12 protein-coding genes and 1 tRNA gene are annotated in these 15,632 nt (G+C 62.6%); 5 read left to right on the top strand and 8 right to left on the bottom strand.

Going from position 1 to position 15,632, the window contains the following annotated elements; translation table 11 throughout:
- Positions 1–4 precede the first annotated feature (4 nt).
- Both CR492_RS20650 and CR492_RS00955 read left to right on the top strand, forming a co-directional pair.
- Positions 5–100: transfer RNA gene (locus CR492_RS20650), tRNA-Sec, on the top strand.
- A gap of 29 nt (positions 101–129) precedes the next feature.
- Positions 130–513 carry a hypothetical protein gene (locus tag CR492_RS00955; RefSeq protein ID WP_102841841.1) on the top strand — a complete coding sequence of 128 codons (384 nt, stop codon included), beginning with the start codon at positions 130–132 and terminating at the stop codon, positions 511–513.
- A 6-nt stretch (positions 514–519) separates the two neighbouring features.
- Here the strand turns inward: CR492_RS00955 and selD are convergent, their stop codons facing one another.
- Positions 520–1,566 carry a selenide, water dikinase SelD gene (selD, locus tag CR492_RS00950; protein ID WP_102841840.1) on the bottom strand — a complete coding sequence of 349 codons (1,047 nt, stop codon included), beginning with the start codon at positions 1,564–1,566 and terminating at the stop codon, positions 520–522.
- 167 nt (positions 1,567–1,733) lie between these two features.
- On the opposite strand from selD, the gene CR492_RS00945 reads away from it, so the two are divergent.
- Entirely contained in the window at positions 1,734–2,786 is a 1,053-nt protein-coding gene (locus tag CR492_RS00945; protein WP_180982383.1) for a permease, read from the top strand.
- Positions 2,787–2,795: 9 nt separating this feature from the next.
- Here the strand turns inward: CR492_RS00945 and fdhE are convergent, their stop codons facing one another.
- The 4 genes from fdhE to fdnG are packed head-to-tail and all read right to left on the bottom strand — an operon-like array spanning position 2,796 to position 8,422.
- Positions 2,796–3,725 (bottom strand): formate dehydrogenase accessory protein FdhE, encoded by a 930-nt coding sequence (gene fdhE, locus CR492_RS00940; protein WP_102841839.1) that lies wholly within the window; start codon positions 3,723–3,725, stop codon positions 2,796–2,798.
- A gap of 22 nt (positions 3,726–3,747) precedes the next feature.
- Complete coding sequence (locus CR492_RS00935; protein ID WP_102841838.1) at positions 3,748–4,434, bottom strand: formate dehydrogenase subunit gamma; 687 nt, start codon at positions 4,432–4,434, stop codon at positions 3,748–3,750.
- Positions 4,431–5,339, bottom strand: coding sequence for a formate dehydrogenase subunit beta (gene fdxH / locus CR492_RS00930; protein WP_102841837.1), 909 nt, complete (start codon positions 5,337–5,339; stop codon positions 4,431–4,433). Before fdxH ends, CR492_RS00935 begins: the two co-directional genes overlap by 4 nt.
- A gap of 11 nt (positions 5,340–5,350) precedes the next feature.
- A complete protein-coding gene (fdnG, locus tag CR492_RS00925) occupies positions 5,351–8,422 on the bottom strand; it encodes a formate dehydrogenase-N subunit alpha (RefSeq protein ID WP_146030128.1) in 3,072 nt (1,023 codons plus the stop codon).
- A gap of 467 nt (positions 8,423–8,889) precedes the next feature.
- Here fdnG and CR492_RS00915 point away from each other — a divergent pair, with 467 nt between their 5' ends.
- Entirely contained in the window at positions 8,890–11,127 is a 2,238-nt protein-coding gene (locus tag CR492_RS00915; protein WP_102841835.1) for a TonB-dependent siderophore receptor, read from the top strand.
- A gap of 87 nt (positions 11,128–11,214) precedes the next feature.
- Complete coding sequence (locus CR492_RS00910; protein ID WP_102841834.1) at positions 11,215–11,826, top strand: sigma-70 family RNA polymerase sigma factor; 612 nt, start codon at positions 11,215–11,217, stop codon at positions 11,824–11,826.
- 6 nt (positions 11,827–11,832) lie between these two features.
- Here CR492_RS00910 and CR492_RS00905 read toward each other — a convergent pair whose 3' ends face one another.
- Genes CR492_RS00905 through CR492_RS00895 form a run of 3 tightly spaced genes read right to left on the bottom strand, consistent with a single transcriptional unit; the run spans position 11,833 to position 15,616 of the window.
- Entirely contained in the window at positions 11,833–13,011 is a 1,179-nt protein-coding gene (locus tag CR492_RS00905) for a PLP-dependent transferase (protein ID WP_102841833.1), read from the bottom strand.
- A complete protein-coding gene (locus CR492_RS00900) occupies positions 13,008–14,480 on the bottom strand; it encodes an MATE family efflux transporter (RefSeq protein WP_102841832.1) in 1,473 nt (490 codons plus the stop codon). Before CR492_RS00900 ends, CR492_RS00905 begins: the two co-directional genes overlap by 4 nt.
- Positions 14,477–15,616: a GNAT family N-acetyltransferase gene (locus CR492_RS00895; protein WP_102841831.1), complete on the bottom strand. Its 1,140-nt coding sequence runs from the start codon at positions 15,614–15,616 to the stop codon at positions 14,477–14,479. The genes CR492_RS00900 and CR492_RS00895 overlap by 4 nt, the downstream gene beginning before the upstream one ends.
- Positions 15,617–15,632 lie beyond the last annotated feature (16 nt).

Below are 15,632 nucleotides of genomic sequence, written 5' to 3'. Positions count from 1 at the left end.
GGAGGGAGGAGAATCGTTCCCGGTGGGGCGTCCGGACTTCAAATCCGGGTGGGGCAGAAAGACTGTTTCAGGTGGGTTCGACTCCCATTCTCTTCCGCCAAACTCCCAATCCCCGCCGCGAGACGGCTCATGAGCGCGCCGCCTCGCCTCGTTGATTTCGATGACTGGCTCGTCGGCGTCTTCGGACGCACAGGCGCCTTCACCATGCTGATCGTGCTGGTGGAAATTGGCGCGACTTCGGTCGATCTCGCCGCTTCGTCCTATCTCCATGTCATGGGCGACAGGACGCGCTGGCCGGATATGATTCGCCTGTTCGCCGCTTCCGGCGCGCGCTGGAACGGCGCGGCGTTTTTTCAGGCTGACCGGGCAGGACTGGTTGACGAGGCGACCGCCGCGCGGAGACTGGCGGCGCTCGGGCGCCATCTCGCCAAGGACCGCTCGCTCCTGAATGAGGGCGCGTTCTTCAACGCGCAGGGCTTGCGGCTCAAGCTCGAGGAAATCGCAAAACAATGATGCGCGTCAGCTGATCCGGACGGCTGGCTCGCCTGCGGCGACGGCGCCGATGATCGTGGCGCGGGGAAAGCCCGCAGCCTCGATGGTCCCACGGATCGCTTCGGCCCGCTCCGGAGCGCAGGCGATGAGGAGCCCGCCGGAAGTCTGCGGATCGGTCAGCAGCGCGCGCCGCCAGTCCGGCATTGCAGCCGGCAGCACAACGGCCTCGCCATAGCTCGCCCAGTTGCGTCCGGAGGCGCCGGTGATGAATCCGCCCTCGGCCAGCGCCGGGGCGTCCTTCAGGAAAGGGATGCGGGCGAAATCGATATCGAGCGCGACGCTCCCGCCGCGCGCGAGCTCGACGCCATGGCCAAGCAGGCCGAAGCCGGTCACATCCGTCATGGCGTGGACGTCGGCGTCCTTCGCCAGCTTGTGGCCGATGCGGTTGAGCAGCGTCGTCGAGGCCATCATCTCTTCATAGGCGGCCGCGCCAAGCGCCTGCTTCTTGAAAGCCGCCGAATAGACGCCGACGCCAAGGCCCTTGGTCAGGATCAGCGCGTCGCCGGGGCGCGCGCCCGAATTGCGGCGGATATCGCTGACGGCGCAAAGCCCGACGACCGCAAGTCCGTAGATCGGCTCCGGCGAGTCGATCGAATGGCCCCCCGCGACGGGAATGCAGGCCTCGGCGCAGATCGAGGCGCCGCCCGCAAGGATCGCGCGCACGGTTTCAATTGGCAGCTTTCCGAGCGGCATGCCGAGAATGGCCAGCGCCATGATCGGCGTTCCGCCCATGGCATAGATATCCGACAGCGCATTGGCCGCCGCGATGCGGCCGAAATCGCGCGGATCGTCGACCATAGGCATGAAAAAATCGGTCGTGGCGATGACGCAGCACTCCTCGTCGATCTGCCAGACGGCGGCGTCGTCGCCGGTTTCCGTGCCGACCAGAAGCTGGGCATAAGGCGCCGCCTGCGGCTGATTGGCGAGAAGCTGTTGCAGAACAGAGGGCGCCAGTTTGCAGCCGCAGCCGCCGCCATGGGCGAGATCGGTGAGGCGCACGGGAGCATCTAACATTGCGAACCTTTCTGCGGCAGGCGACGCGGGAACAAATGACAACTTGAGCGGCAGTATATCGCCGCCCGGCGCAATCCTGTCAGGCGCGCCATCGCTGGCGTCGACAAAACCAAGGCTTGTGCGTTACGCTGCCCAAGTCCAACGCGTCCAAGCACGGCGAGGCAGACATGACCACGCGGCAAGAGGTTAATCCGGTATTCGGATGGATGACGTTTCTGCTGATCGCCATCGCCGGACTTTTTTACGTGAAATGGTTCCCCTATTACAACAGGGCCTTTGTCGCGGCGGAGACCCATTCGATCGGCCAGTCGATCCTGATGGGCAAGGCCAGCGGTCCGCCGGCGCCTTCGCTCGACTCAGCGCTCGGCTACGCTTTCGCTTACGGCAAAGCCATCTGGCAGGCGATGGTTCTCGGGCTGCTTCTTGGTTCGGCAGTGCAGGCGCTCATCCCGGCAAATTGGGTGGCCAAGGCGCTCGGCCGCACGGGATTTGGCAGCGTCGCCGCCGGCGGCCTGTTGTCGATTCCCGGCATGATGTGCACCTGTTGCGCGGCGCCGGTCGTCGTTGGCCTGCGCGAACGGCAGGCCTCCCCTGGCGCCGCCATCGCCTTCTGGCTGGGCAATACGGTCTTGAACCCGGCGGCGCTCGTCTTCATGGGCTTCGTGCTCGGCTGGAACTGGACCGGGCTCCGGCTCCTCCTTGGCGTTCTCATGGTGTTCGGGCTCGGCTATCTCGCCAACCGCATGGCGAGTCCGCGGGAAATCGCGGCGGCCGAGGCGCAGATCGCCGCTTTCAAGGAGCCGGAGCCCGACACGGGCCCCTTTGTGCGCTGGATGCAGATCCTGTGGCGCATGACGCTGCGGCTCGTCCCTGAATATATCGTGCTGATCCTGCTGCTCGGCGCCGCGCGCGCCTTTCTGTTTCCGCAGATCGGACCGGAGATCGACAACAGCCTGTTCTGGATCGTCGCCTTTGCGGTCGCAGGAATGATCTTTGTCATTCCGACTGCAGGCGAAGTGCCGATCATTCAGGCGATGCTTTCGCTTGGGATGGGGGTCGGCCCCGCAGGCGCCTTGCTGATGACCCTGCCGCCGATCAGCGCCCCCTCGCTGGCGATGCTCGCGCGCTCGTTCCGGCCCGCGACGCTCGCGCTGGTCACGGTCTGCGTCGTCGGATTTGGCGTCGCCGCCGGATTGCTGGCCGTCTGGCTGAAATTTTAGGAGTGGAATTCAGCCGCTCAGAAGCAGCGGATTTGGCGCGTGGCGCGCAAAGCCTGCTTCCGTGACAAGGAGGTCAAGCCCGAGCGTCGCGAGATCGTCCGCATAAGGATCGACCTCCATGTCGCGCGCGGAATAGAGCATCTTCGCGTAGCTGAGGCAGGCGTCGCAAACCTCGGCCTTGATCGCGCCGGAATCGCCTTCAATCCCCTTCAGGGAAAGCGAACGCGACTCGCCGCAGGTGATGCAGATGGCGCGCACATGGTTCCAGGCGGTCGAGCACAGCGAACAATAGAGATAGCGCGTTCCCGGCGTCGTCCCCGACGCGGTGATGACGCCCGCGACGGGCGTCGAGCCGCAACAGGGACAAAGTCCGCGCTGCGGCAGTAGCCGCAGCGAAGCCGCAGGGAGCGCGGCGGCGCATAGCGTGAAATAGACCTGCAGCGCGGCGGCGACATAGAGCGTCGCGCCGAGCTGCTGCGGCTCGATCTCGCCATGCAGAAAATCGTCGGCGAGGCGCTCGATCGCGCCGGCGTCGCATTGGCGTAGAGCCGCCATGAGCGAAAGCGCCGGCTCGGTCGCGGCGGGCTGGTCGAGATGGCCCAGCAAGACGGCGAGACCGTCGCGCCACATCGGATTGCGGCGATGCCCGTCGGCGGCGAGCGGCGGCATGCGGGCGCTGACCGCCTGCTCCACGGTCGCCGGATCGGGCGGGGCGAGCGGCCCCAAGGCAAGGGCCGCGGCGTGCTGGGCGTCCGAAAGCTGCGCCATGAAGCGCAGCCATTCCATCAGTGGATGGCCGTCCGATAGATGTCGCAGCCGCGCGGCGCTGCGCGCGAACCGCGTCAAGGGGCTCGGCAGCAGCAGCGGCTCCGGCGCCTTGACGCCGCCCTGAGGGTCGCCAATCCAGGCGCCTTTGGAGGCGACCTCGCCCTGCCTCACTTAGGCTCCTTCATGCGCGATGTCATCGGCGCTCCAATGGCCCTGGCGAGTCGCCGCCGGTTCGAGGCCGCGGCCCGATCGAGTCCGTCGCAACGAGGCTGCGCAGCCATTTGCGGTGATGGCGGAACGCCCAGCCCGGCGTGACATAGCCTTGCGTCATCGCCCGCATCGAGCCCCTGACCCAGATCGCGGCGTAGACATGAATGATCCAGACAATAATCGCGGCGAAGGCGGCGAGGCTATGGATCAGCACGGCCGCGCGCTGCACCTCGATTGTGGTGTAGCTCGAAAAATAATATTCCCAGATGACGAGGCCGGTCAAGAAAAGCACAGGCGTCAAGAGCGCCATCGCCCAGAACACGAATTTCTGGCCGGCGTTGAAGCGGCCGACTTCGGGAACGCCCTCCTCCTCATTGGCGAGGACCTTGTCGATCGCCTTCATCCAGGCGAGATCATCGCGATTCCAGAGATTGTCGCGCCAGAACTGGATCATCATCCCAAGATAGCTGACAAGAAACACGCAGCCGATCCACGGATGGATCGCGCGCGCCGACTGGCCCCCGCCGAAGAGGCCCGACAGAAAAAACAGCATCGGGTCGAACATCGAGAGGCCGGACAGGACCAGCAGCACGAAACAGCCGCCCGTGAGCCAGTGATTGATCCGCGTCACCGTCGTATTGCGGATGAATGTTCCCTTGGGATAGCTCATTGCGGCTCGTCCGCATGGATCAGATGTTTCGCTTCCGCCTCATCGAGCGGCTGCACTTCGTTCGGTCCGGCGACGATCCAGTGCAGGAACCCTGTGACCGCGGCGAGAGCGACGCCGGCCACCGCGAGGGGTTTGAACAGACCCTTCCAGACGGAGACAAGCGCGCTGATGTGCGGATCGTCGGGCAGGCCGGCATAGAGCGACGGACGGTCGGCATGATGGAGGACATACATCACATGCGTGCCGCCGACGCCGGGCGGATCGTAAAGCCCCGCCTTGGCGAAGCCGCGTGAGTTCAGCTCGGCGACCCGCTCCCCGGCCCAAGCCGTCATGTCAGTCTTGGAGCCGAACATGATCGCGCCCGTCGGGCACGCCTTGACGCAGGCGGGCTCCAGCCCGACCGCGACACGATCCGAGCACAGGGTGCATTTATAGGATTTATGGTCGACCTGGCTGATGCGCGGGATGTTGAACGGACAGCCCTTGACGCAATAGCCGCAGCCGATGCAGGCCTCGCTGATGAAGTCGACGATGCCATTGGCGTATTGAACGATGGCGCCCGGCGCCGGACAGGCCTTGAGGCAACCGGGATCGGCGCAATGCATGCAGCCGTCCTTGCGGATCAGCCATTCGAGATTGCCCTCGTCATTGTCCCATTCCGTGAAGCGCATCAGGGTCCATGTGTGCGGATCAAGATCGAGTGGATTGTCATAGGTCCCCTCGAAATGCCCGATCTCCGCGCGCAGATTGTTCCATTCCATGCAGGCCGCCTGACAGGCCTTGCAGCCGATGCAGCGGCTGACGTCGATCAGCTTGGCGACCTCTATCTCGTGGCTGCGGGCCGACGGCGGCGTCATCGTCGACGCCGAGCGCCTGACATAATCCTGAGACTGAAGATCGGCCATTGACTGCTCCTTCAGGCCACAGGGGCGGTTGTTCTTTCGATACTGACAAGGAACGCCTTGAATTCCGGCGTCTGCGTATTGGCGTCGCCGACGGAGGGCGTCAGCGTGTTGGCGCCGTAGCCTTTACGGGCCAATCCGGTAAAGCCCCAATGGATCGGCACGCCGATCACATGCGTCGGTTTTCCATCGACCAGCATCGGCTTGATGCGCTTGGTCACATAGGCCTTGCAAACGACGACGCCGCGCTTCGAGGCAAGACGCACCCAGCCGCCCTGCTCGATGCCTTTTTCCTTCGCCAGAACCTCGCCGATTTCGATAAATTCTTCCGGCTGCAGGATGGCGTTGATCAGCGCATGTTTGGTCCAGTAGTGGAAATGTTCGGTCAGCCGGTAGGTGGTCGCCACATAGGGGAACTCCGAGGCTTCGCCGAACGCGGCCCTGTCATCGGCGAACACCCGCGCCGCCGGGTTCGAGCTCACCTTCGGATGCAGGATGTTCGGCGAGGGCGATTCGAAGGGCTCGTAATGCTCCGGGAACGGCCCCTCCGCCATCTGGTCGCGCGCGAACAGGCGTCCGACCCCTTCCGCGTTCATGATGAACGGCCCGACGCCCTCCGACGGCTTCACCGTCGGGCCGTAGTCGGGCACGTCGATGCCCGCCCATCGGCTGCCATTCCATTCAATGATCGGCTTTTGCGGATTCCACGCCTTGCCGGCGACGTCGGCGCTGGCGCGATTATAGAGAATGCGCCGGTTGGCCGGCCACGACCAGGCCCAGTTCGGCGCGATGCCCTGCTCGCGCGGGTCGCTCGCGTCGCGGCGCGCCATCTGATTGCCCTTTTCGGTATAGCATCCCGAAAAGATCCAGCAGCCGGACGCCGTCGTTCCGTCGTCGCGCAACTGGGCGAAGCCGTCGAGCAGCTGGCCGGCCTTCAGCGTGACGGCGCCTGTCGCATCCTTCACCTCCGTCAGCGCCTTGCCGTTCATCTCCTTTGCAAGCTCTTCCGGATTCGGCTCGACCGGGTCGGTGTAGTTCCAAGTCAGGTTCAAGATCGGATCCGCAAATGCGCCGCCGTCTTTGCGGTACATTTCGCGCATGCGATGGAAGATGCCGGACATGATCCAAAGATCGGATTTGGCTTCGCCCGGCCCGTCCGCCGCCTTCCAGTGCCATTGCAGCCAGCGCGCCGAATTCACAAGCGAACCGTTCTCCTCGGCAAAGCAGGTCGTCGGAAGCTGGAACACTTCTGTCGCGATGCTGGCCGGGTCGGACGGGTTCTGCGGGCCGAAATTCTCCCAGAACCGCGACGTCTCTGTGTCGAGCGGATCCATCGTCACGAGAAACTTCAGCTTGCTCAGCCCCCGGCGGATCTTGCCCTTGTCGGGGAACGCCTGCAGCGGATTGAAGCCCTGGCAGATATAGCCGTTGATCTTGCCGTTCGCCATCATGTCGAAGGCGCGAATGATGTCATACATCGGCGCGTCGAGCTTCGGCAGCCAGTCATAGGCCCAGTCATTGTCGGCGCGCGCCGCATCGCCATAGACCGCCTTCTGGAAGCTCACGAAGAATTTGCGGTAGTTCTGCCAATAGCTGGTCTGGCCGGGACGCAGCGGCTTGAACTGCCGCGTCTTCATATATTCTTCGAAGGTCGGCTCCTTGTCGCTCGGCAGCGTCATATAGCCTGGCATCTGGTTCGACAGCAGGCCGACGTCGGTCAGGCCCTGAATATTGGAATGGCCGCGCAAAGCGTTCATGCCGCCGCCGGCGACGCCGATATTGCCGAGCAACAGCTGCACCATCGCCATCGCCCGGATGTTCTGGGCGCCAACAGAATGCTGCGTCCAGCCGAGCGCGAACAGGCTGGTCAGCGCCTTGTCCGGCGCCGCCGTCGCGGCGATCATTTCGCAGACTTTCAGATATTTGTCCTGCGGCGTGCCGCAGATGCGCGACACAGTCTCGGGCGTATATCGGTCGACATGCTTTCGCAGCAGATTGATAACGCAGCGCGGATCCTGCCACGTGTCGTCGATCCGGGCGAAGCCCTGCTCGTCGAGATCATAGTTCCAGCTCGATTTGTCGTAGCTGCGCGTATCCTCCTTGTAACCGGTGAAAAGCCCGTCCTCGAAGCCAAAGCCATCCTTCACGATCAGGCTGGCGCTGGTATAGGCGCGCACGTAATCGTGCTGGATCGCGTCCTTTTCGAGCAGATAGCGAATGACGCCGTTGAGGAAGGCGATGTCCGTGCCGGGACGGATCGGGGCGTGGAAATCCGCGACCGAGGCCGTACGCGTAAAGCGCGGATCGACGACCACCAGCTTGGCGTTGTTCTCAAGCTTGGCTTCGATCACCCATTTGAAGCCGCACGGATGCGCTTCGGCCGCATTGCCTCCCATCACCAGCACGACATCGGCATTCCTGATGTCCTGCCAGGTGTTCGTCATTGCGCCGCGACCAAATGTTGGAGCCAGACTGGCCACCGTTGGTCCGTGTCAGACGCGCGCCTGGTTGTCGAAGACGAGCATTCCAAACGATCGGGCGACTTTCCATGTCAGCATCGCCGTCTCGCTCGACGATGCGGACGCCGCCAGCATTCCGGTCGTGAGCCAGCGGTTGACCGTGGTTCCCGCCGCATTCTTGGCGACAAAATTGGCGTCGCGATCCTCTTTCATCAGCGTGGCGATGCGGCCGAGCGCGAAATCCCAGGAGACCGGCTTGAAGGCGCTCGCGCCGGGGGCGCGATATTGGGGCGAAGTCAGGCGTCCGGGCGAATGCACGATATCGAGCAGCGCCGATCCCTTGGGGCAGAGCGTGCCGCGATTGACCGGATGATCCGGATCGCCCTCGATATGCATGATCTCCGAGCGCGCATTCTTGGCGCGATCGCCGAGGCTATAGATGAGAATGCCGCAGGCGACCGAGCAATAGGTGCAGGTGTTTCGCGTCTCGGTCGTCGCCGTGAGCTTGAACGGCCGCACCGCGGCCGCGAGGGCGGCGCCTGCGAGACCGAAGCCAAGCGCCCCGAGACTTGAGGCTGCGAGCCCGGCGCCGGCGAGCTTGATAAAGCCGCGACGACTGACGTTCATTGCCATCCGCTCCGTCAAATGAGCCAAACCCGGGCGCACGCGCCGCGGATCTGTCCGACAAACGCCGAGTATAGCCAAGCCGGATCACAGCACAAGCCTGTTCTAGCAGGGGCTTTGCCGCTCGCTGGAGTCAATTGAATCTCGACTTGCGCCCTCTGGCCAAGTTGCAGCGACATGCATGCCAGGATCCTTGGGATCAAACGTTGCTTTGCTTGCCGCGACGCGCGGCTTTGCCTGCCGACCAGGCAATCCTTGTGCTATATCAAATTAGGAATACCTTATTTCATTGAAGCGATCGGCGCGGCCGTCGCTGGGTGCAGCAAATCCGCAACAGCCGACTTCGTCATCAAAAAATCCGCACGGCCTTTGTGCGGATCGGCGCGGGACATTCGTCTTAAGTCCTGACGAGGCGGGCGCCCATACATTGGAATCATTCCGCCTCTTCAAGATCGAAGGGGATTTCTGCAATGCGGACTGGACGAAGGAGTGGACGCTACCGCCTGATCGCGAGCGTCGTCGGCATGTTCGCGCCTCTCACAAGCGTCCATAGCCAGGACATTCGGGAGGTCGAGCAAGCGCAGCCTCCTCTTCCTATCGTCGACTTTCCGGCAAAGCCGCCGGCGGACGGCGTCATCACAACCGGCCGTTCCGCCGGGGAATCGGTCCAGCTTGACGCGATCGACGTTCAGGGGCCGGGCGGCGGCGATGCGAACTCTGGCGACGCAAAGGGTTATGTCGCAACCGACAGCGCCGCCGGCACAAAGACGAACACGCCGCTGATCGAAGTTCCACAATCAATTTCCGTCGTCACCCAGCAGCAGATGCAGGATCGCAACGTTCAGACGGTCACCGAGGCCGTCAACTATACCGCGGGCGTCGAGACCGGCATGTTTGGCTTCGATCCGCGATTTGACTCATTCTATATTCGCGGCTTCGACATGACCTACACCGGGGTCTTCCGCGACGGATTGCGCGAACCTGCGGGAAGTTTCTCGATCTACAGAAACGAGCCATATGGGCTGCAAAGCATAGCCGTCGTCCGGGGGCCGACCTCGGCCCTCTACGGGCTCGGATCGCCTGGCGGCCTGATCGATCTCACCAGCAAGCGGCCGCCGTCGACCAGTTTGCGCGAGGCAGAGTTTCAGATCGGCAATTTCGAGCGCTATCAAGGCCAGTTCGACCTCGGCGGTCCAATCGGCGCGGATGGCGTCTATTCCTATCGTTTGACGGGCCTTGTGCGCAACAGCGGCACGCAGCTCCTCGACGCGCCGGACAATCGCTATTTTATCGCCCCGGCCTTCAGCTTTCGCCCAGATGCAGCGACGTCCCTGACGATCCTGACCGCCTTCCAGAATCAGCTGACCACGGGAAACCCCGGATTCTATCAAACGCCAGGAGGACAGCTGACGAACATCTACAGCGGCGATCCGGCCTTTCAAGACTTCAACCAGACGCAATTTCGAATTGGCTATGCCTTTGAGCATGCATTCAACGACGCCGTGACGTTTCGCCAGAACGCCCGCTATTCCTACGTGTTTGCGGACGTTCGATACACGCAGATCGATTCCATCGACCCTGATACCTACAACGCAACTCGCTCGACCGGGCGCGTCATCGATCACCTCAACACCTTCGGCGTCGACAATCAGGCCCTTATCAAATTCAATACGGGTCCGCTCAACCATTTCGTTCTTCTGGGGTTCGAATACACCAACTCGGCTTTCAGCGACAAAATCGGCTTCGGCTCGGCGCCCGACCTTAACCTCGCCACGAGCGCGCCCAATTACGGCGGGCAATTTATCCCGTCCCCTTTGTTCTCCTACAACAGCTATCAGTCGCAGCAGGATATGGCCGTCTATCTGCAGGACCAGATCAAATTCGGTCCTTTGGTCCTGACCGTCAGCGGACGCAATGATTGGGTGCGCACGAGAACGGATGACCTCGCAAACACGTCGAGCACCGTTCAGAACGACGAGGCCGCCACGGGACGCGTCGGGCTGACCTATCTCTCGCCGGTCGGACTGGCGCCTTACGTCAGCTATGCGACGTCCTTTACGCCGACGCTCGGAAGCGGGGAGAACGGCGCCGCGTTCAAACCCATAACGGGCGATCAGAAGGAGGTCGGCGTTAAATATCAGCCTCCCGGCATCAACGGGCTGATCACAGCCTCGCTGTTCGATATTCACCAGTTCAACAGCCTCAGCACGGATCCGAACAATCAGGCATTTCAGATCCAGACCGGGGAAATACGCTCGCGCGGTTTCGAACTCGAAGGCGTGCTCAACCCCTTGCCGGCTTTGAACGTCACGCTCGCTTACACCTATCTCGATCAGAAGATCCTCGATGGCGACGCCGACACCATCGGAAAATCGCCCTCCGGAATTCCGGCCCAGAGCTTTTCCGTTTGGGGCGACTACACGCTGCAACCGGATACATTCGCGCCAGGCCTTGGCGGCGGATTTGGCATGCGCTTCATCGGCCAGAGCTACGGTAACGATCAAAATACTACTATAAATCCCCAGGCGACGCTGTTTGACGCAGCGCTGCACTATGATTTCGCAAACCTCGATCGAAGCCTCGCCGGCGTGAGGCTTCAGATCAACGCCACCAATCTGTTCAACACCAAGTATCAGGTCTCCCAAGCGGGCTATGGCTATTGGGGCCAGGATCGCACCATCGTCGCGTCGCTTCGCTACCGCTGGTGAACGACATTGCATGACAGATCATACGTTCGCGCGGTCCGCGAACGATCGCCCTAATCAAACACGCGGACCCGAAGGACGCCCAACGTCATGTCTCTTTCCACGCACGCTGAAACGCGGGATGCCCTCCTGCGCGTCATGATCAGTGAACGGCGCCAGCTTGTCACCGTCGCCAAACGCATCTTGCGTTGTCCCAATCTCGCTGAGGACGTCGTCCAGGACGTCGCCGTGAAGGCAAGCCGCATGGAAGGCTGCGCGGTCGGATGCCCGGCGCGCTTCGTGAAATGCATGGTCCGCAATCTCGCGATCGACCATGCGCGCAGACGCCAGCGCGAAACGAATTGCGCTGCGCCAGACGCCGACGTTGACTCGATCGCGCAACTTGCATCCGATGCATTGTCGGAAATCGAGGCGCGCGACGCGTTAAGGCGCGTGTTCGCCGCTCTTGAGGAATTGCCGGACCGAACGCGCGACGTATTCTATCGGGTGCGGATCGAAGGCTGCGCGCAAAGAACGGTCGCGGCCGATCTTGGCGTATCGCCGACGCTGGTCAATTTCATGGTTCAGTCAGCCCACCGCCATTGCCTCGCGCGGCTGCAGGAGTCGTGGGAGCCCGTCCTCGACGGCTCGGAGGCGTACCCCCCGAAGCGCAAGCAGACAGCCAGGAGAAAGCGCCACAAGCCGAGCGCCCTTGCGAATTAGGCGGCTTCAACGGCGCGCCAGCGCCAACGCCCGTTCGAGATCGTCCCAAAGCGCCTGCGGATCCTCAAGGCCGACATGAAGTCGGATCAGGCGCGGACTTACGCCAAATCGCGCGAAGCAATTGGCCGTTCGGAGCTGCAGCGGGGCGACGGCCGGGACGACGAGGCTTTCGGGACCGCCCCAGCTCACACCGAGCCGAAATAATTTAAGCGCGTTGGCAAAGGTCCGCACGTCGATATTTTCGTCGACCTCGATTGAAAAGAGTCCGGAAAATCCGGATAGCGTCGCCTTACCGACCTGATCGGAATAGACCGGGTGGCGCACAAGTGAAACATCGGCATGGCTCTTCAACCTTTCTGCGATCGAAAGGCCGCTTTGCATATGGCGAGGCAGACGCAACTCCAGCGTGGTGAGCCCCCGCAACAGGAGCCAGGCCTCAAACGGGGACAGCTTGGCTCCGAGATATGCGTAGGCCCCGGCGTTGATGCGGGCGATATGTTCGGCGGAACCAGACACGACGCCAGCGACGGTGTCGCTGTGGCCGCCAAGATATTTCGAGGCGGCATGGATGACGAGATCGACGCCATGGGCGATCGGCTTTTGAAACAGCGGCGTCGCCCAGGAATTGTCGATGACGCTGACGGCGCCTTGCGCGCGCGCAAGAGCAGCGAGCGTCGCTATATCCTGCAGCTCGAAGGTCATGGAAGTTGGCGTTTCAAGGTAGAGCAGCCTGGCTCCCGGCAGAGCCTCAGCAATTGCGCCGACGTCGGCGCCGTCCAAATAGTCAACCGTGACGCCAAATTTTGCGAGCACGAGTTCAAACAGGCGATAGGCGTCGCTGTAGACGTTTCGAACCGTGACGATACGGTCCCCGGCGGAAACGAAGGCGATGATCGTCGCGGCAATTGCGCCCATGCCGCTTGAGAAAGCGCGGGCTGCCTCAGCTCCCTCGAGCTCGGCCATCACGCGCTCGAACTCCATGACCGTGGGATTGTCGCCGCGCGAATAAATGAGCCGGCGCGTCCGGCCCGCATAGACATCCGCCATTTCGTCGAAATTGTCGAAGAAGAAGGATGATGTTTGGAATATCGGCGCCGATGCGGCGTCAACCGGATAGGCGTTCGCCCGCCCAGCGGCCTCCCTCGCGGGCGCTGAGCCCGAGGGCGAAAGGAAAACGCGGTTCATCTTGCCTCCGCCATAAGAGAAGATCCGCTCTGAGCGGAGGTCTCGTCAACGCCGCCCCTATCCTCTGTCGCCTCGCGCCGCAGCGACCCTATCCGCCGCCATAGCAGGACGGCGGACAAAAGCGCCGTGAGCGCCATGGCGATCGGCTGGCTTAAAATGACTCCAGTCATGCCAAACGTCTGAGGAAGGACGATGAGGAGCGGGATCAGGAGATAGCCTTGCGGGGCGAGTCCCACCGCCCCGGCGAGTCGTCCTTCGTCGAGCGATTGCAGCAGCACCAAAGTCACGAGCTGCAGTCCGCTCAGGGCGAAAACGGCGTGGAAGGCGACCACCGCCTGCACAGCGACGGCGCGGGTCGGCGCGTCATCGGTAAAGAGGCTGACGACCGCGTGCGGAAAGGCCAATATGACAAGCGAATAGGCGGCTGCGAACGCCGTCATCACCATAAGCATGAAGCGCGCCGCCGCGACGACGCGCGCAGGCTGCCCGGCGCCAAAGGCATAGCTCAGCACCGCCTGAGCCCCCAGGCAGAAACCGACCAGCGGAAGTTCTCCGAAAGTCAGAAGGCGCAGCGCTATGCCCGCGCCGGCGATCGCGGCGTCGCCGCCGTGGTTCGCCGCGGCCCGATAGATCAGAACGAACGAAATCGCCGCGAGCGCCGTGCTGAGGGATGTTGGCGCGCCGACGCTGAAAATCGGGCGCAAGATTGCAAATCGCGGACGCAACCACTTTGCGCTAATTTGAAGCTGCCCGACGCGATTAGCGAAATAGAACGCAAATGCGGCGAGCGCCGCGATCTCGGAGGCGATCGTCGCCGCGGCGGCTCCAGCGACGCCAAGATGAAAGCCAAAGATCAGGATCGGATCGAGGATTATGTTGAGCGTGAAGGCGCCGACCAGCGTCCACATGCTGAAGCGGGTGTTGCCTTCCGCTATGGCGATGAAGTCGCAAAGAATCTGCAACAGCATGAACGGCGCGCCAAACGCCAAAACGCCGATATAGGCGCGCGCGAGAGGCGCGCTCGTCGGCGTCGCGCCGAGAAACTCGAGAACAGGCGTAAGCCACAGGAGGAGCGCGGCGGAGCAGATGAGCCCAAATGGGGCGGCAAGCGCCAGCGCGACTGTCGCGGTCGCATTGGCTTCCTCGGGCTCATGGGCGCCGAGCAAGCGTCCGATCGAGGCGGCGGCTCCGACGCCAAGACCATGCCCGACGGCGGAAATGAAGATGAAAATCGGCAAGGCGAGCGTGACCGCAGCGATCGCCTCGGCGCCGAGAGCGCCGACAAAGGCCGCGTTGACGACTTGATGCAAGGCGTTGATCGACAGCCCGAACACCGACGGCAAGGCAAGTCTCATGATCAGCGAGCGCAACCGCGGATCGCCGAGATCGACCGGCTTTGGCATGAACAGCTCGGATGCGGAGGCTTCTACCGGCGCAAGCGACGTATCGACCGGGAGCGAGTCATTCATTGGACGGGCTCGACCGCGAATGAGGCGTCCGCTACGGCCTCGCCTCGGCCCGCGTCGCGTTCGGCCTTGTCCCTGCGTGCTTTGAAAGGCGCAGGCGCCTCGTTCGGCATCCACAGCCGATCATTGAAGAAACGCTCGCGCAACAGCATGACCAGCAGCGCGTGTTTGTGCGGAAAATTGAAATGTTTGACCTTGGCAAATCCTGACCGCTCGAGATTGCGGATCTGTTGCGCATGCGCCGCGGCAGGCTCGCCAAGGATGCGCTGCGTCCGCGGATCATCGAGAAACATAAAATGCATCAGGGACGGCAACCATGCCGTGATCCAGGCCTTGCCCCTGAACGCGGGCTCGCCGATCGCCACGTGCCAGCCGCGGTCGTAATCATCGGCGTCATAATAGGGTCCCAGCCGATTCTCTTTCGCCCAGTAGATCTCGAAATAGCCAAATGGCGCATCATCGAAAAAACCGATGACGGGCAATGTGTGCGGATCAGCCAGCCGCGCGAGAAGATAGGCGCGGTGATGGTCGACATCGCCGGTTTCCTCCCAGATCCTCGCAACTTCCGCTTCATTCATCCAGCGATTGAAGGCGCAAAGATCCGTTCCCGGCCGCGCCAGACGAAAAGACAACACCTGTTGCAGCCAAGGAATGTACCGGGCGTAGAGGACGCCCTCGCGCTTGGGCGGGCGGATGGGATGCCGCTTCCCGTTCGTCATCGTGTGAAGCTGCGGTAAAGGCGCGGCCGCAGCGCCAGCCAGCCAGGGGGCTCGCAATTGCCAGAACATCGGCGGCGCGACGACGACGGCATCGCCCTCCTTTATCGCGACCCCTGCGGCGAGAAGCTCGGCGATCAGCGCGTCGGCGCCGGCAAACCGGAGCGTCAAACCGCCAATATCGGGCCTGTTGGCGAGCAGAGCCTCGATCGCGGCGAGGACGACGTCGAGGCTCATTGGCCGAGCGTCGACGGGATAAATCAAAGCCGGGGGATTTTCCTTAACCTGGAGCGCGAAACGTGAGCCGTCGTCGCCCGCTACGAACAATGCATCGGCCGCCACGGAAATTTCAAGACGAGACGCACGATCGGTATTGAACGCGCTGTAGTCATGAAGGTGCGACGCTTGCTGCGGCCTTGTCATTCAATGTCTCCGTTGG

It is taken from the genome of Methylocella silvestris (assembly GCF_002891535.1).
GTDB lineage: Bacteria > Pseudomonadota > Alphaproteobacteria > Rhizobiales > Beijerinckiaceae > Methylocapsa > Methylocapsa silvestris_A.
Note: the sequence above shows the minus strand (reverse complement) of the source record. Positions and strands in the feature narration are given on the sequence as shown.